Source organism: Aurantivibrio infirmus (genome assembly GCF_054767315.1).
This window is the reverse complement of sequence record NZ_BAAFSK010000001.1, coordinates 460,634-476,792: the sequence shown is the minus strand read 5'-3', so window position 1 is coordinate 476,792 and position 16,159 is coordinate 460,634. Positions and strand designations below refer to the sequence as shown.

Annotated in this window: 18 protein-coding genes; 11 read left to right on the top strand and 7 right to left on the bottom strand. The window is 43.0% G+C overall.

Annotation, left to right across the window (positions count from 1 at the left end):
• Positions 1 to 4: 4 nt before the first annotated feature.
• From ACYUCY_RS02325 to ACYUCY_RS02280, 10 genes are all read left to right on the top strand, one after another.
• On the top strand, positions 5 to 850 hold the full coding sequence (locus ACYUCY_RS02325; protein ID WP_460224831.1) for an ABC transporter permease: 846 nt from the start codon (positions 5 to 7) through the stop codon (positions 848 to 850).
• Positions 847 to 1,851 carry a PDZ domain-containing protein gene (locus ACYUCY_RS02320; RefSeq protein WP_460224830.1) on the top strand — a complete coding sequence of 335 codons (1,005 nt, stop codon included), beginning with the start codon at positions 847 to 849 and terminating at the stop codon, positions 1,849 to 1,851. Before ACYUCY_RS02325 ends, ACYUCY_RS02320 begins: the two co-directional genes overlap by 4 nt.
• A complete protein-coding gene (locus tag ACYUCY_RS02315) occupies positions 1,848 to 3,476 on the top strand; it encodes a hypothetical protein (protein WP_460224829.1) in 1,629 nt (542 codons plus the stop codon). The genes ACYUCY_RS02320 and ACYUCY_RS02315 overlap by 4 nt, the downstream gene beginning before the upstream one ends.
• Positions 3,473 to 5,185 (top strand): FG-GAP repeat domain-containing protein, encoded by a 1,713-nt coding sequence (locus ACYUCY_RS02310; RefSeq protein WP_460224828.1) that lies wholly within the window; start codon positions 3,473 to 3,475, stop codon positions 5,183 to 5,185. Before ACYUCY_RS02315 ends, ACYUCY_RS02310 begins: the two co-directional genes overlap by 4 nt.
• Before the next feature lie 73 nt (positions 5,186 to 5,258).
• On the top strand, positions 5,259 to 5,780 hold the full coding sequence (locus ACYUCY_RS02305) for a DUF2314 domain-containing protein (RefSeq protein WP_460224827.1): 522 nt from the start codon (positions 5,259 to 5,261) through the stop codon (positions 5,778 to 5,780).
• 299 nt (positions 5,781 to 6,079) lie between these two features.
• Complete coding sequence (locus ACYUCY_RS02300) at positions 6,080 to 6,466, top strand: hypothetical protein (protein ID WP_460224826.1); 387 nt, start codon at positions 6,080 to 6,082, stop codon at positions 6,464 to 6,466.
• A gap of 147 nt (positions 6,467 to 6,613) precedes the next feature.
• Complete coding sequence (locus ACYUCY_RS02295) at positions 6,614 to 7,000, top strand: hypothetical protein (RefSeq protein WP_460224825.1); 387 nt, start codon at positions 6,614 to 6,616, stop codon at positions 6,998 to 7,000.
• A 392-nt stretch (positions 7,001 to 7,392) separates the two neighbouring features.
• Positions 7,393 to 8,427, top strand: coding sequence for a hypothetical protein (locus ACYUCY_RS02290; RefSeq protein ID WP_460224824.1), 1,035 nt, complete (start codon positions 7,393 to 7,395; stop codon positions 8,425 to 8,427).
• Positions 8,428 to 8,567: 140 nt separating this feature from the next.
• A complete protein-coding gene (locus ACYUCY_RS02285) occupies positions 8,568 to 8,948 on the top strand; it encodes an MmcQ/YjbR family DNA-binding protein (RefSeq protein WP_460224823.1) in 381 nt (126 codons plus the stop codon).
• Between the two features lie 26 nt (positions 8,949 to 8,974).
• A complete protein-coding gene (locus ACYUCY_RS02280; protein WP_460224822.1) occupies positions 8,975 to 9,427 on the top strand; it encodes an OsmC family protein in 453 nt (150 codons plus the stop codon).
• 42 nt (positions 9,428 to 9,469) lie between these two features.
• Here ACYUCY_RS02280 and ACYUCY_RS02275 read toward each other — a convergent pair whose 3' ends face one another.
• The 4 genes from ACYUCY_RS02275 to ACYUCY_RS02260 form a co-directional block, all read right to left on the bottom strand.
• Entirely contained in the window at positions 9,470 to 10,018 is a 549-nt protein-coding gene (locus tag ACYUCY_RS02275; protein ID WP_460224821.1) for a hypothetical protein, read from the bottom strand.
• Between the two features lie 99 nt (positions 10,019 to 10,117).
• Positions 10,118 to 10,876: a M48 family metallopeptidase gene (locus ACYUCY_RS02270; RefSeq protein ID WP_460224820.1), complete on the bottom strand. Its 759-nt coding sequence runs from the start codon at positions 10,874 to 10,876 to the stop codon at positions 10,118 to 10,120.
• A gap of 13 nt (positions 10,877 to 10,889) precedes the next feature.
• Positions 10,890 to 11,576, bottom strand: a complete 687-nt coding sequence (locus ACYUCY_RS02265; protein ID WP_460224819.1) for a metallophosphoesterase — start codon at positions 11,574 to 11,576, stop codon at positions 10,890 to 10,892.
• Between the two features lie 52 nt (positions 11,577 to 11,628).
• Positions 11,629 to 11,901 carry a TMEM165/GDT1 family protein gene (locus ACYUCY_RS02260; RefSeq protein ID WP_460224818.1) on the bottom strand — a complete coding sequence of 91 codons (273 nt, stop codon included), beginning with the start codon at positions 11,899 to 11,901 and terminating at the stop codon, positions 11,629 to 11,631.
• A gap of 169 nt (positions 11,902 to 12,070) precedes the next feature.
• On the opposite strand from ACYUCY_RS02260, the gene ACYUCY_RS02255 reads away from it, so the two are divergent.
• Positions 12,071 to 13,354, top strand: a complete 1,284-nt coding sequence (locus ACYUCY_RS02255) for an aminotransferase class I/II-fold pyridoxal phosphate-dependent enzyme (protein ID WP_460224817.1) — start codon at positions 12,071 to 12,073, stop codon at positions 13,352 to 13,354.
• 115 nt (positions 13,355 to 13,469) lie between these two features.
• Here the strand turns inward: ACYUCY_RS02255 and ACYUCY_RS02250 are convergent, their stop codons facing one another.
• From ACYUCY_RS02250 to ACYUCY_RS02240, 3 genes are all read right to left on the bottom strand, one after another.
• Positions 13,470 to 14,567: an NADH:flavin oxidoreductase gene (locus tag ACYUCY_RS02250; RefSeq protein WP_460224816.1), complete on the bottom strand. Its 1,098-nt coding sequence runs from the start codon at positions 14,565 to 14,567 to the stop codon at positions 13,470 to 13,472.
• A gap of 63 nt (positions 14,568 to 14,630) precedes the next feature.
• Positions 14,631 to 15,413, bottom strand: a complete 783-nt coding sequence (locus ACYUCY_RS02245) for an alpha/beta fold hydrolase (RefSeq protein WP_460224815.1) — start codon at positions 15,411 to 15,413, stop codon at positions 14,631 to 14,633.
• Positions 15,414 to 15,529: 116 nt separating this feature from the next.
• On the bottom strand, positions 15,530 to 15,868 hold the full coding sequence (locus ACYUCY_RS02240; protein WP_460224814.1) for a DUF1820 family protein: 339 nt from the start codon (positions 15,866 to 15,868) through the stop codon (positions 15,530 to 15,532).
• Between the last annotated feature and the right edge of the window lie 291 nt (positions 15,869 to 16,159).

Here is a 16,159-nt window from a genome sequence, read left to right as displayed (position 1 = left end):
AACGATGAACAATGGATTTCTGACAGCCATACGGACTGAGTTTTATGTGATATGCCGCGGAACCGGGCTTTGGCTTTTAATCAGCCTTCCCGCACTGGCTGTACTTGTTCGCCTTACTCTCGTCAAACTCAGCACCCTATCAAGTGCATTGCAAAATTCCGACGGTGAATCTGCCAACGCATTATCTGGCTACGGCTTCATGGTGGATGGAATGTCGACAGGATTGATGTTGCTGTATTTAATCTTTGTCGCTTATGCGGCTTATGTTTTTGCCATCGATCGAGATTCAGGCGTATTGCGGCATTTAATTATTCGCCGGGTCAGCCGACGCGCACTAATCGCAGCGAAGTTCGTCATATTATCTGGCTTAGCTTTTACATCTGCGGCTATTGTTATTGCGGTCGCGGTTTTTTCTAGTTCATTCTTTTGGGAATTAGGCCCCGTTGTCGAAGATAGTTATGAATTAATTAGCGTGGCTGAAATCCATCAAGAAATTTATCTTGGCCTTAAACTCGCTCTTTTGTCGCTGCCTGCTTGTCTGAGTTTAGGGCTACTTATTTCTGTCATTAGTGGATCCGCCACGCAAGCGGTATCTATCGCCATTGGCGTTTCGCTCGTATTCGATGTCTTCAAAAATGTATTTGGTGATTTGGCGAATTATTTTTATGCCACCTTCCAACCATCATTGATTGACCAATCTTATTTAAAAGACGTCGCGCAAATTGTTCGCGGCTTTTCGGATGTGCTTATCGACGAGCGCGTGTATCAACTGAATCTGTGGCTGCCTCTGCCGCAAGCCTTGCTATTTTTTGTGCTCACTTTATTTGTCGTCAGCCGGAGACAGTTATGACAAACATTCTTCAGCGGAAACTTGAATTACTATTATTTCCAGCCTTGCTGTTGAGTTCCCTGCTAACTGGGTGTGTTAGCACTGAAACTCTCACTGCGCCTGCACATATTAATTTATCGCCAGAAAATATGACCTTTACGAGCAGCTCAGACGATCGTCTTGATTTCGGCTTCGATGTTTCGCCGAATGAAAGTGATTCATTGGACAATCTAGAAATTTTACCAGGTGTGCGCGTGCGATCAGTAAAAAGCAACAGTGTTGCGGAGCTTGCCGGAATTCGTTCGGGCGATGTGCTGTTAGAAATGAACGCTATAAAAACCAATTCCCCCGATGTTATCGCTACCATCGCAGAAGCCGAACCAACGGCAGATATTTTTGAGCTACTTGTCCAACGAGGTACCACAGTATTCTCCACCAAGATGGCCAAGCCCAAGGTGCTTAATCGAGCCACGCCTGAAGAACGTTACCGCGTCGACGCTATAAAAACGCGTGCCGGATACCGCAGCGAGTTAATAGGCAGCTCTAACCAAGTCGAACCGCAAAAAAGCGTCGCACGAATCGTTGAAATTTTTCCAGATAGTCCGTTTTTAGAAAAGAACATAAAAAAAGGGGATGCGATAATCTCAATCAATGGTACCGCAATCACTTCTGCGCAATCTCTGGTCACTCAACTCAGTACCGAGTTTGATTTTGGAGAAAAGGTCACACTTGAGATGTTGCGCGGAAATGAATCCGACATGCTGACAAGTGAGCGAGTCACCGTTACTTTGTGGCAACCAGAACGCAAGATTACAGGGCTCGGCTTATGGCCATTGTTTAATTACAAAGCAAGCGTAACGCCGTCAAGCAGCAAACTAACCGTATTCGATTTAATACTTTTTTCCTTGTTTTCATACGAACGCGTTGAAGGAGAAAAAATTTATCGTTTATTCAGCATATTTGAGTTTTCTTCGGGATACGGAGAGCTCGTGGATGAATCAACCAGCGACGCACGGCCATGAAACTAGATTACATTTTTTTGAAAGTGGACTTAAAAAAATTCTTTTTCTTTTTAACGGCGCTTATTACCAGCCTTGGTAACCCCGCACACTTAAGCGCGAATGTAAATTACACTGCAACGGTCATCGAAGCCAAGGAAGATATACAAGACATTCTCCAGGCTGATTTCAATGGCGATACCCTTGGCGATATCGCACTTATCGTATGGAGTGACGATTTAGGTCGCGAACTACTGGTTTATTTTCAAAGCGCTAGTGGTCAGTTTTCTTCAACGCCATCTCGACGAATCGAGATAAAGACCGACATTATCGCAATGGCAACAGGGGATGTCCGAGAACAAGCGGGTGATGAAATCATTTTTTTTACTCGATCTGCGAGCTACAGTTTTTCCACCACCAGCCAGGATTACGGCAATAACCTTAAAAAGTTATTTAACTCTGAACTCATCAACACCGTTCCCCATCGAAAAGAAACTTTGTTCCTTGGGCAACTTCAAGATTACAACGCCGACGGTAAAGTAGACATATTATTGCCCGGAGCGGAAAGCTATGCTGTGTATTTTGGTAAGGGCTCAGATACTTTTACTGAAGCACAAACATTACCAAAGGCCTTTCACAACCCAACCAAAGCCAATAAACGGGCTGGCGGATTAACCTTAACAATCGACGGAGAAAATGGCTTAGCATTTTCACGATCAGCACCACCAAGCGCATTTGCAGACATCCTAAAAGATCATCCCGCGCAACAGAGCGACGCACCACGAAACGGTGAGACCAACGAAAACATTCTTGAGCGCAGAAACTGGATACCCGCCGTTTTACCCGTAAAAATAAACCAAGACGAGCTTATCGATTTTGCTTTTATCGATGACCCTAAAGACAATAAGTTAGCGCTACAACAACTGAACTTGCTCAGCGCGACTAAAGACGGCAGCTTTAGTCGAGAAAATCATTGGAAAAGTGAGTTTGAGCTGAAAGACACTTTCTTCTTTGTCGATTTTACCGGCGACCAGCTCGATGATATTTACGGCATGGAAACGAGTGGTAATGATCAGATTAGTTTTTATTTTTATGTCAATAAGGGTGGCCGCTTCAACTTATCGGCGCCAGATCAGGTTATAAAATTTTCTGGTTACGCCCCAACAGCGAAATTTTTAGATCTCAATGGCGACGCTATTCCAGAGTTCGCTCTCAGCTATTACGCAGTTTCCAGCGTTGAAGCTTTGCGAGGCGGAAGCTTGATTAGGAATCTAGTCGTCTATCTCGGTGAACACTCAGGTGAGGTTACCAACGATGGAAAAAACGCCTCAGTATTTTCAAGACGCCCCAGCTTAAAGCACGAAGAGAAGTTTTCTTCCAATGCATTTAAAGGCTTGTCACAGCCTTTAATTATGGATGCAGATATCAATGGTGATCAGATTTACGATGTGGTTTCCATCGATAATGATGGAAAACTTGTTGCCCACAGCATCGACTCTGCGCTGCAGCGATCTAAGGATCCTTTTTGGCAATTTGTTCCGTCTCACGTCGTCCAGGAAATCATAACAGCAACACTAAATACCGACAGATCCAGTGATTTTATTTTGTCTCACCAGAAATCTATAACCGTATTGGTATCGAGACCATGAATATGCTTCATTCTTTAAAAGCAACGATCAGTAAAACATTGTCTTCACCATTTCGAGTTTTTGTACTGTCAGCGATGTTACTGTGCCAATCGAACGCTCTGTGGGCACAATCAAACGCTACAGTTTTATCTAACTATCTTTCACTCCCCTTTACCCTCAACAATACGGTCGATCGCGTTACTACTGCCGACCTAAATAAAGATGGCTTGGTAGACATATTGACGGCTAACACAAAATATTTATCGGTTTATTTACAAAAAAACAATACATTTAATTTCAATAAAGCCGATGGCGAGATTGAATTGCCGGGAGTGGCAACCGGATGGGGTGTAGAAGCAGGTCGTATATACGCCTTGGTAGATGGCAAAACATTACTTGCCTGGTCATTCGAGAATGCTAAGTTATCCGTAGCGAAAACAATTCTTGAATCATTACCTGGACATCTACCGAACGGGTTTTACCCTCTAAAACTACACCAAGATATAAATGATGACGGATTGCCTGATTTAATGATCCCCGGCACAACTTCGATTTTTACTTACTTGCAAACCTCCATCGATAACTATGAGCAAGGATTTGAAATTCACTCGCGCATACGAAATTATTCACGTCTCGTTTCCGATGGTGACCTCTCCAACAACGTCGGCCAAAGTATCGTCATTCCCACTATGGCAATCAGGGATGTAAACAATGATCAGCGCAAGGACTTAATTGCGCGCAGTGACGAACGCCTGGAGGTTTTTATTGCTGATAGCGAAGGTAATTTTGCCTTACAAGCCAGTTACAACATTGATCTAGAAGAGATCGAAGAACGCGTTGGCGAAGTTGATTTTGATACGATTGATTACGGTAATCTTAGTGGTCTTTTAGCTCACACTTACGATGTCAACTTGGAAGATACGGATGGCGACGGAATCGAAGACTTGTTGCTAAGAGAGGCTGGAAAGATTTCCGTTTTTTCTGGAACGAAATACGGCATGAATCTAGATAGACCCAAACAAGTTCTAAAATCCGGCGGCAATGTATTAACTGCCCTCCTCATTGACGAAGATGGAGATGGTCTTAAAGAACTCTGCCTAATGCGACTCGAAGAAATTTCCATCGGCAACTTATTTGTTTGGCTAGCGATATCGGGCTCCGTCGATATCGAAACATTTATTTATAAAAATAATGGCAATAAATTTTCCAATCGACCACATAGAAAATTAACTCTGTCGGTCAAGTTTCCGTCCATATTAAAAACATATAACTTGGTGACGGAAACCAGAGAAAATAGCGCGGAGAGTATTGTACGTACCGCGCTCGGCAACAGCGACGAAAACACTCAGCAGTTAGACGTGTTCGCGCTGGGGAAAAAACACATATCCGTTTATCTAAACGGACTACAAAGACCCGCTGCGGTCGCGCCCGATATCGATTTTGAAGACATAGGCCACAAGGGATATTCGGCCAAGCGTGATAACTACGAACTGGACCTCGGCGATTCTTTGCGAAATACCAGTATCGGCGATAAAAAATCACTGCAGGTTATCAACAATCAACAAGCATCTTTCAACATCGCGATTGCGCCACAGACCGAAATCGCGATAGATACTGAAATCGCCGACCTCATCGTAGGCGATTTAAATGGCGATAAACGCGATGACATAATGGTGTTTAACGCGAGAAGCGAATCTAGCGTGTCCGGATACTTGCTGCTATCACAGTAAGACTTATAAAATAGACAAATTTCATTGCGCCACTGAAGTGATTGCGCCTAAATCTAAAGTCGAGAAGCCTCTAATGAAAAGTCGCGCTTTACTATACTCAATGGTCGCTGCACTGGCAGGTCTGATTATTTTAGAATTATGGATGCGAAACTCGAACGACGGCGAAACAGACAAAGAAGAACTTGCCTATGCAACAAGTGATGACGTAGAACTGCAAGCCGCATTTGATCAAGCTCGATCAACACTAAATTATTTTTTTAAGACCGCGAATAATCCCCCGCAAGACACACAGGGCTTTTCTGTGAAGATTGCCCTCAGCGATGAAAACGCTACTGAATACTTTTGGGTCTACCCCTTTTCTCCCGAAGCCGAAGGCTTTAGTGGAAAAATTGTTGCTGAGCCAAAGCTAATTAGCAATACCTTCAAAGGGGAAATCGTTCAATTTAGACAGGAACAAATAGTTGATTGGACCTTTGAAGACAATGCCACGGAAAAAATGCACGGCAACTTTACTGCCTGTGTAGAACTCGCCAGAGTAGCGCCGGAAAATTTCGAGCAGTTCCAAAAACTCTATGGTCTAGATTGCAGAAAGTAGTCGGCGTGACCCGCAAAAACCTCAATGTTACGAATGTTGCAGACCACGATTTCTTCTTACCTGACCTTTCGCTTGCGTCTTTTTTAGCCGAAAACGTTGTTGTCAGAGGCGTTTTTATCTATTATCCGTCCAAGATGACTCTGACGCTAAGTCATGCTAACGCGTGTTCGAGCGTTACTTGAGCTCTACGAAAATCAATTGGGCTACACAACAAAAACACCTAGACACGAATCGCTTCCACACATAAGTCACGATGTTTTAATAATGATCACATATTCACAAACGACAACGGTATTACAATGACTATAAACGCCTACGAATCGCCAGAGAGTTCACCGCAAGATATTAATCAGTACTCTCAAGAACCCACCCAGTGCGGACTGGGGATTTCCGCATTCATACTCACCATTCTTGTATTTACTGGGCTCATCGGCTTCATCATATTTGCTGCGTCTCTTGGCATGAACAACCCAGAAGCTATGAATGAATCATCTCCGCAAATGATCATGGCGGGACTCGTTATTATTGTTTCTTTAATATTATTACTAGTGAGCCTTGTTTTGAGCCTCATTAGCGTATTTAGGAAAAATAAGAAAAAGATTTTTGGAATATTATCTTTGATCTTAAATATCATTTTAATTTTATTGGTGGGCACAATAATGCTGGTCGGCATTCTCGCCGGATAATCAATCAAGCAAATTATTATTCCTCAAATGACTACTCTTCAAGTAAAAGAAGCGAACACATATTCGCTATTTTGACGGAAGATCATCTGCTTAAGAAATATCGACAATTATTTAATAATAAATAACCAGAAAAATAACGGTATTACAATGACTATAAACGCATACGAATCACCAGAAAGCTCATTACAAGAAAACTTTCAACATTCACCTGAGATTACACATTGCGGTATTGGAATTTCAGCGTTCATTATGACGATGCTTTTATTAATAATTATCATTTGCCTAATCGGCTACGCCGGCTATTTAGAGGTGACCACACCCGGAGGCGTAGACGAGACCTCTCCTCAGGCAATCATCGCGGGTTTAGGGTTAATATTATCCGGCGTATTAGTGCTGGTAAGCTTAGTTTTAAGTATTGTGAGCATCTGTAGGAAAAATAAAAAGAAATTGTTTGGGATTTTAGCCTTATCCTTGAACATCATTTTATTTTTATTGGTCGCTGGGTTAATGGTAATAGGAAGCCTTGCGAGCTAAGTTCTCGCGTTCTACATTTTTAAACAAAAATGTAGAACGCCCAGTTAAATTTACTATTAACACACCCATTCTCTTAATTACTCAAATAATACTCTGGGAAATATCTACCATTTGAGGTTTTCCCTATAGTTATATACCTCGCCTATTTGACCGACCGATCTTCCACCGTACGGCTCCTCAGGTAAATTTTTGTCAATATCGGTAAAGTCTCCTGTCACGCTATATCTCTTCGTTCCTATTTTTAGTTCGAAGCCTTTGAATTTATTTAACTCTTGTTTGCTTAAGGCAAATTAATTTTTTTGGCTTGTAGCGATATAGATAATGCACTCTTGTTTTGTATGCTTCTTGGCGGCAGAATACGCGACTACTAGGTTTCAAAACAGGACAACACCATGGCCAAACTAAAATGGTTAAGCGCGACTTTACTGAGTTTCGCGTTAATTTCTTTGCCTGTCTGTTTCGCGCAGGCCGCAGACAACTACACGGTGCCCAAACTCGCGGACGGCACACCTGACATGCAAGGAGTCTGGACGAATGCCTCTCTTACTCGCATGACGCGTAACAATGAATTCAAAGATCTTGTTATTCCTTCCGAAAAACTAGAAGAACTCAACTACAACTCTTACTACAATCGTCGCTTACGCGAGGACAATAAAGTCACCGACCCGAATGCTCCAGCGCCAGAAGTTGGCGGTGATGTAAAAGGCTATAACAACTTTTGGATTGATCCCGGTGATTCTTACGGGAAAGTGAAAGGTGAATATCGTTCTTCTTGGATTATTTCACCTAAGTCTGGACAAGTTCCCTATTCTAAAGAAGGGCGTGCTGCTCGCATGCGCGCATTTCGACAAGGTGGAAGTGAAGAATCGGGTAGTGGCGGTGCATATGATGGCCCTGAAATTCGCTCTTTAGGTGATCGTTGTTTAATTAGCTTTGGAAGCTCTGCGGGGCCGCCAATGAATAATGTTATGTACAACAATCATTATCAATTTGTGCAAACTCCCGATCATGTGATGATAAATGTTGAAATGAATCATGATGTGCGCATTATCGACATTAATGGCGAGCACAATCCTGCTGAGATTAAGGAGTGGTTCGGTAGTTCAGTCGGTCATTGGGAAGGTGATACGCTTGTGGTAGAAACAAGGAATGTGCATCCCATTCAAGCATCTAAAGGTGCATTTCCTTTGTCGGAACAAGGGCGGGTCATCGAAAAATTTACACGAACTTCTGAGAGCGAAATGCTTTACGAATTTTCCGTTGAAGATCCAAAATATTATTCCGAGACATGGAAGGGTGAAATGAGTTTCACCAAAGATGATGAAACCATTTATGAATACGCCTGCCACGAAGGTAATTATGCTCTGGAAGGTATTCTTGCTGGCGCAAGGCGACAGGAAGCAGATGCAGCCAAAGAAGGAAAATAGGCGCCTACTTAATCATTTACCAAAAAAAAGGGCTTCATAGCCCTTTTTTATTGCCTGGTAATTTTGTAGGCTAAACCACACATATTTCGACACTGTATTGGTTCAGTACAGCTCTTGTAAATCAACAGAGATGACTTTACGTGGATTACCAAGCAACTAAGAATTATTTACTTAACAAACCGAATGCCCTACTTGATTTTCCTTTTGGTCCACAAGCGGCAGTTTTTAAAGTCAAAGGGAAAATGTTTGCGCTTCTCACTGTCCAAGACGGTGTCGCAAAAATGAATTTAAAGTGTGACCCAGACGAGGCGCTAGCTTTACGCGATATTTTTCCGTCGGTCATACCGGGGTATCACATGAATAAAAAACATTGGAATACAATTATTCTCGATCAAACCATCCCAAGTGGAGAGATAGAACGAATGATTGATCGATCTTATGGTTTGGTGGTTAAAAGTTTAAAGAAATCCCTACGCTTATCCTTGGAATTAAGCGTAGGAACTGAAGTGCTTTATCGATAACGCCTTAATTCACAAGAGTAATTAATATGTCTGAAGATAGCTTCGCAATATCGATACGACTCATCGATAAATTTATGTTTGAAATAGACTTTGGAGAATTTGGCGACTTAATTACGGATGAGCCTCCACCCCTAGGTGAAGGTGAAGGCCCAAATCCTTCACAGCTTTTAGCCGCCGCCGTCGCAAATTGCTTATGCGCTAGTTTATTATTTGCGGTACGAAAATTTAAAGAAGATCCGGGTGAAATTAAAGCTAATGTCACCGGTTTGATGACACGAATCAACAAGCGACTACGGATTGAAAAAATTCAAGTCGATATTTACCTGTCTGCAGAGCAATCGAGTATTCAACATTTAGAACGCGCGGTTTCTCAATTCGAAAACTTTTGTGTGGTGACGGAAAGTGTTCGCAATGGTATCGAGGTTGATGTAGCGATATATGATGGTAAAAATGAAAAAGTACCGGGAAAGAAAGATTAAGCGAAAAAAAGCAATCTTCCCACCGCGAAATTAAATATTTCTTCAGTTGTACGATTCGATAACATTACTCAGTTGATGTTCGATAATTACCGCACTCACCAGCTTCCCTTTATACATAAACACTAGTAACGCATCCTCATTTGGATTTATTTCCGTAGCGTCATCGCCACTGAGCTCAATATAAATATTTTGTCCTAGTGGTGACACGAGACGCTTGGCTTCCAGTGGAAACGATTTCGAGGGTGTCCGCAGTATTATAGATTCCACGCGTTCTGTTTCTTCCGTCTGAATCAGAATTTGATAACTGATGACCCGTTCTCGACTAAGGCTGGCGCCATCATTTACAGCGCCTCGACTCGCTGGCAATACGGCAGCTCTCAAACTGAGGGTGGCTTTACGGCTATCAAAAAAAAGCGCGGACTCTCTATACTGAGGCTTCTCGACATTCTTTTTTATCCATTCTTCCTGACGCCTTTGTTGCGGAGACTCCTCGACACTCGTCGATATGACTGGCTCGCTTACGAATACTGTGCGGGTTACGCAAGCACTGAGCGAACTGCAGATCACTATGATGAGAAAAATATTTCGCATTTTTCCAATACCGGTATTTTTTGATTTTGCTTAAGAACAGCAAGGGCGAGAAAGCTACTTCAAGCTTATTATTCTAGTACAGCTAGCACGCTTATCAATCTACACAGTAAGCGTATGACCGTTGAGCTTTAGCCAAGTTTGGTGAGATTTATAATCTGGGAAGAGTTTTTCTACATGCCGCCAAAATCGCACACCATGATTGGCATGCACAAGGTGACTCACTTCATGGGCGACCAGGTAATCCACGACCTTTTCTGGCGCCGCAATGATTTGCCAATTGAATTGAATGTAGCCTTCGCTGGTGCAATGTCCCCATTTGCTCTTAGTCCGACGCAATTGAATTCCTTGACATTGGCGCTTAATTCGCGCCGTTAAATTATTCGTTTTTTCAGTGAGAATTTGCAAGGCCTGCTCTTGATACCATTGCCATAATGCTTTTTTAACGCGCTCTGCCTTATCTGTTTTGGCGCTGGCTTTGATACCAACATAGAGCGAATCATTCAACAATTGCACGCTGGCCTTTTTCGCCAGGTATATTTTTAAAGGATAGCTCTTCCCTAAAAACTCAAACGGCTCGCCTTCTTGATAGCGCTTCGGGACTATCTCATTTTCATGCTGCTTATGCTTTGCAATGGTTTGTAGTATCCAATCTTCCTTGTCTCGAACAAAGGCTTTCCCTTCCGCATCGCCTACACGCGTGGGCAACATTAATTGCACTTCGCCAGTGCGAATGATAATTTCTATGGTTTTGCGGCGCGGCGAGCGCTTTATCACTAGGGGAAAGCTGAACTCATCTTCGCTGTTATTATCCGCGGAAAATAAGGCAAGTTGAGCATTTGCTGGGGGTTTAGGCTTCATAGTAATTTTGGCGCTAGTTTTTTAATTCGATAAAACTGACATCATCGTAGAGGTAAACACCGGTATCAATGAAATGCATGTTACCTATTTGCTGAGGTTTTTTGACGATGGTATGACCGTGGAAAGTTTTATCCACACCTCGAACCTTGTTATTTTTACGCTGGCGAATTATTTCTCGACTCCACATCGCTTTCCATATTTCATCGCCAGTCAGACGCTTGTCATCAATCAAACGACTCCAATCCATAATAGGAGGCTGTGCGTGGCTAATCCCGACGCGCTCTCCCCATCGCGTTTCTACAATGCATGTAATAGGTAGCGAAGATATTAACGGTAGTAGGTCTTTAACTAACTTAAGCTCATTTTTTGAAAGCTTGGAATACCACTTCCCGCCGTTACTCATCCAACCAAACCAGGAATCGGAGTCCTCTCCGGCGCGCAAACTTGCCAACATCATGTTCTCATGATTCCCTTGCACGGCATGAAACCACGGCTCACAGAGCAACTCTAAACACGCTAAGCTATCATCGCCGCGATCAATCAGATCTCCCACCGAAAAAACGCGATCAATTTCTTTATCAAAATCAACGGCTTTCATCGCACGCTTCAAGGATTTATAACATCCATGCAGATCAGCTAAGACGAAATCGCGGCCATAAGGATTGGCGGAGACCTGCTGACAGTGAACATATTTAGGCATTGATTCGTCTATCCATAACTTCAAAAAAAAGCAGGCGCTATTTTTACATTTTTTATAGCTGATACAAAGTCCAAATGCCGATAAAAATAAAACCAACACCGGCTATACCTGTTAACACTTTGGGGTTTATGTAATGCGCTAAGACACCTCCAGCCATAATTCCCAGTGCCGTCGTCGCCATTAACGCTAAGGAGGCGCCAATGAATATTGTCCACTTACTGGTGTTGGAATCACTCGCAAACAACATTGTTGCGATTTGAGTTTTATCACCTAGCTCTGCGATAAAAATCGCGGCGAAAACTGTTGCCAATACTTTTAAATCCATAGCTCTCATCTTCTTGAAAAATATTTAAAAGATTAAATAAATAACCCTGTGGAGTAGTTTCTTGAATATTATCTTCTGCGTATAATCACACAATTGTAACGTCACCAACATCTTCTCGTGAATCTTCTGTTACAAATCATTCAATTTAAATAGTGTCTGAGGTAAATACGTGTATCTAGAGCAAGCTGATTTGGCGCAATGCCAAGCGTGGGAAAGCGAATTACTTAAAGAATATCAAAACCTAAAAGGCCAAGGTCTCAACTTAGACCTCACGCGGGGTAAACCCTGCTCTGAACAATTGTCACTGTCTGATAAATTGGACGGTATCCTCGCGGGTAAATATATTAGTGCCGATGGCACTGATTGTCGAAATTATGGTGGACTTGATGGCCTGCCAGAAGCTAAAACCCTGGGTGCGCTACTTCTCGGCACCGAAGCAAGCAAGGTGCTCGTTGGTGGCAACAGCAGTTTGACTCTAATGTTTTACGCCGTACTTATTGGCCACCAGTTTGGCTACGGTGATTCGAGCACCGCTTGGAGCAAGCAAGGCACAGTGAAGTTTTTGTGCCCTGTACCGGGTTACGATAGGCATTTTTCAATCTGTGAGAAATTAGGCATCGAAATGATTTCTGTTGCGATGACAGATAGCGGTCCCGATATGGATGCAGTAGAAAGGCTAGTTAAACAAGATCCATCAATTAAAGGCCTTTGGTGCGTACCGAAGTATTCCAACCCAACGGGGGTAATATACAGCGATGAAACCGTCGATAGGATTGCCAAACTTGGATTGATAGCAGGAGACGGCTTCAAAGTATTTTGGGATAACGCTTATTCCGTTCATGATCTCGAATCTTCAAGCGCTACGACGCTGGCAAATATAGAAAGTTTTTGTCAGCGCTATGGCACCGAGGACTCTGTCATTCAATTCGCCTCGACTTCAAAAATCACACACGCGGGCTCTGGTTTGTCATTTTTAGCAAGCTCAGCAAATAATCTCGCCGCCATCAAAAGTGTACTGGCAATTATCACGATCGGCCCGGACAAAGAAAATCAATTGCGACACTGCTTATTACTGCCCGATCGTGAAGCAATTAGCCAACTCATGATCGCTCATGCCGCAATCATTAAACCGCGTTTTGATACCGTGTTGTCACAACTTCACGAAGCGTTTGCAGAGAGCGATCTCGGTCAGTGGCAAAAACCTAAAGGCGGATATTTTATCGCATTTGATACCGCACCCAATTGTGCAAAAGACGTGGTGAAGTTATCTGCAGAAGCCGGTGTGAAATTGACACCAGCAGGAGCAACATTCCCCTACGGTAAAGACCCTGAAGATCGCAATATCCGCATAGCGCCGACAGTTCCTTCGGTTGCGGAACTTGAAAAAGCAATGGCGGTATTTATTTGCTGTGTAAAACTCGCGTCGGTACAACGAAAAATTAGCACCTTATAAATCATCTACCAACCTCTGCAAACGCCGCCTTGCACATATAAACAACGCGCACAAAAAAAGCCCGATAGCGAAAACGCTTACCGGGCTTTTTATTAGCTTGTTTAACTCTTATGTATTAAACCAATTCACCTAATTGTTCTTTATCAAAAGATTTGAGCTTGGTCATATCTCCTGCTTGTACTACGGCGGGCCAATCTGGGTTTGCTATTAATGCACGACCTACTGCGATTAAATCAAACTCCTCCGCTTCCATCCGCTCAATCAAATTATCTAGACTCGCAACTTCCGCTTCGCCGCCAGAATACGTCGCAATAAACTCTTGGTTTAACCCAACACTACCAACACTAATGCAAGGCTTGCCAGTGATTTTTTTTGTCCAGCCGGCAAGATTCAACGTCGAACCTTCAAACTCTGGTTCCCAAAATCGTCGCGTACTGCAATGAAAAATATCAACGCCGGCATCACTCAGTGGTTTCAAAAAGCGTTCTAGCTCTTCAGGTGTTTCCGCTAATTTCGCCTCGAAGTCGGTTTGCGTCCACTGGGAATACCGCAAAATGATGGGGAAGTCTTCGCCGCATAATTCACGGATCTTCTTGACAATCTCCACGCCAAATTGTGTTCTCTTTTCGATACTGCCGCCGTATTTATCATCTCGTTCATTAGTACCGTCCCAAAAAAAGGTATCAACTAAATAACCGTGGGCACCATGAATTTCAACACCATCAAAACCTAATTCTTTTGCAGAAAGTGCAGCTTCTGCATAGGCAAGTATAAGTTTCTCAATTTCTTCAACACTCAGTGCCGGTAATTTCTTCTTACCTCTTGCCACCAAGCCAGATGGAGATGCGGTGACCGCATCAGGTTCGTGCCCTGTTCCCGGCTTACGCATAGAACCCAGATGCCAAATTTGCGGGACCATTTTTCCGCCTTCTTTATGCACCGCGTCAATGACTTTTTTCCAACCCGCTAAACTTTCTTCACCCCAGTATTTTGGGTAGTTGGTGTTATCAGTCGCAGAAGGATGATTAATCGTCGTGCCTTCAGAAATAATTAAACCCACTCCGCCCGCTGCGCGACGTCGATAATATTCTACGACATTATCTCCGGGAACCCCGTTGGGAGAAAATCCCCGCGTCATCGGCGCCATTACAATTCGATTTTTCAGTTGTAGTTTCGAAGATTCAAAAGGTTTAAAAAGTACATCATTAGCCATCGTTATTGCTTCCCAGTTTAATTAGTTAATCTTTTCTATTACTAAAATTAATCGGCGTCAAATTTATGATTGTAAAAACTCGATGACTAAATTAGAAAACTGCTCCGGCTCCTCCGCATGCAACCAGTGAGAGGCACCTAAAATAGTATCTATTTTTGCATTTGAAAATTTGGTATGTATCTCTTGATAATTTCGTTCTTGAATGTAATTTGATTTTTCACCACGGATAAATAATGTCGGCACTGAACAACTTACGGTTCTTTCTCCGCCATCTGACTCACCAATGGCCAATCGCAGACTATCGTAATTTTCAATAATTGCTGGAACGTTGAGTCGCCAGTAATAATTTTGATTTTCATCTCTGGCCAAATTCTTGAGGATAAACTGCCGCACTCCCAGTTCTTCGACATATTCAGACAGCAAAGTATCTGCATCTTTTCTCGATTTCACTTCAGCTAAAGAAATCTTCGCAAATGCATCGAGAATGGCATTGTGGTGTTGTGGGTAGCTTACCGGTGCGATATCAGCAACAATTATTTTGTTCACGCGTTCCGGATGAGACCAAGCCAACTCCATTGCTACTTTGCCACCCAAGCTGTGACCTAAAATATTTGCCTTGGCTAGATTTTGCGAATCCATTAATTCGACAATGTCATCGGCCATTTCAGCAAAGGTCATCGTGCTCGCGTGAGGTGAACGGCCATGATTGCGTAAATCAACACGATAAAGACAATAGTGATCCGCCAGGATTCTACATACCGCGCCTAAATTTTCTAGAGAGCCGAACATGCCATGCATGACGATAAGCGGCTCACCTTGACCCAAAATTTCGAAATGGAGTTTCATACGGGAGGCTTACTTCTCGAAAAGTTTATTTCTAGTAATGAAAATTTTAAAATCAGCAGGCACCGAAATACTTGCTGATTTTTTAATGCGGGAGTTTTCTTTATATCGGTAATTAATTACGAATCGCTAGTCGGTTTCGGCGCAAGACCTTTAGAAAGCGGAAAATGCGCAATCTTATCGCTAGCGGAAATCTCAGAAATCTTACCTGGGCCTTCTTTCGCTACTTCATCAATCCGGATAACAGAGTGCATCGGTATATAAGAGCGATTGACCTTGCTGAATTCACTTTTAAGCTTTTCTTCACCGGGATCGACGATCATTTTTGAGCGCTCGCCGAAAACAAATTCCTCTACTTCGATAAATCCATACATCTCACTTTGATAAATGGCTCGTGCATAGACCTCATAGACCTGCCCTTGGTTGTAGAAGATAACCTTATAAATTGGATCTGACATAAATCGTACTCTGAATTTCCTAATGATGTGTTGATGTCACTTCGTTCATGGCTTGGCCATCTAAGGGAAGTGGGGACCAAAACGTTCTCAAATCGCCCCTAAATCTGTCGACGAGAATAGCATAGGTGGGGACAAAACCACGAAAAACAAGCGTTCGGGGCTTTAGATCATTTTCTGTAAGCCCAAGGATTAAGGCCGAGATCGATAGGAATTATGAAGCCTGATCGCTATAATCCCGCCCCACGATACGGTAGGCAAAAAGGCGCTCAAGCCCCTACTCTTCCCGTGGCT

Bases quoted from the DNA above. Each gene is read 5' to 3' on its own strand.
- ACYUCY_RS02325 (WP_460224831.1), top strand. From the start codon at position 5: ATGAACAATGGATTTCTGACAGCCATACGGACTGAGTTTTATGTGATA.
- ACYUCY_RS02320 (WP_460224830.1), top strand. From the start codon at position 847: ATGACAAACATTCTTCAGCGGAAACTTGAATTACTATTATTTCCAGCC.
- ACYUCY_RS02315 (WP_460224829.1), top strand. From the start codon at position 1,848: ATGAAACTAGATTACATTTTTTTGAAAGTGGACTTAAAAAAATTCTTT.
- ACYUCY_RS02310 (WP_460224828.1), top strand. From the start codon at position 3,473: ATGAATATGCTTCATTCTTTAAAAGCAACGATCAGTAAAACATTGTCT.
- ACYUCY_RS02305 (WP_460224827.1), top strand. From the start codon at position 5,259: ATGAAAAGTCGCGCTTTACTATACTCAATGGTCGCTGCACTGGCAGGT.
- ACYUCY_RS02300 (WP_460224826.1), top strand. From the start codon at position 6,080: ATGACTATAAACGCCTACGAATCGCCAGAGAGTTCACCGCAAGATATT.
- ACYUCY_RS02295 (WP_460224825.1), top strand. From the start codon at position 6,614: ATGACTATAAACGCATACGAATCACCAGAAAGCTCATTACAAGAAAAC.
- ACYUCY_RS02290 (WP_460224824.1), top strand. From the start codon at position 7,393: ATGGCCAAACTAAAATGGTTAAGCGCGACTTTACTGAGTTTCGCGTTA.
- ACYUCY_RS02280 (WP_460224822.1), top strand. From the start codon at position 8,975: ATGTCTGAAGATAGCTTCGCAATATCGATACGACTCATCGATAAATTT.
- ACYUCY_RS02275 (WP_460224821.1), bottom strand. From the start codon at position 10,018: ATGCGAAATATTTTTCTCATCATAGTGATCTGCAGTTCGCTCAGTGCT.
- ACYUCY_RS02270 (WP_460224820.1), bottom strand. From the start codon at position 10,876: ATGAAGCCTAAACCCCCAGCAAATGCTCAACTTGCCTTATTTTCCGCG.
- ACYUCY_RS02265 (WP_460224819.1), bottom strand. From the start codon at position 11,576: ATGCCTAAATATGTTCACTGTCAGCAGGTCTCCGCCAATCCTTATGGC.
- ACYUCY_RS02260 (WP_460224818.1), bottom strand. From the start codon at position 11,901: ATGGATTTAAAAGTATTGGCAACAGTTTTCGCCGCGATTTTTATCGCA.
- ACYUCY_RS02250 (WP_460224816.1), bottom strand. From the start codon at position 14,567: ATGGCTAATGATGTACTTTTTAAACCTTTTGAATCTTCGAAACTACAA.
- ACYUCY_RS02245 (WP_460224815.1), bottom strand. From the start codon at position 15,413: ATGAAACTCCATTTCGAAATTTTGGGTCAAGGTGAGCCGCTTATCGTC.
- ACYUCY_RS02240 (WP_460224814.1), bottom strand. From the start codon at position 15,868: ATGTCAGATCCAATTTATAAGGTTATCTTCTACAACCAAGGGCAGGTC.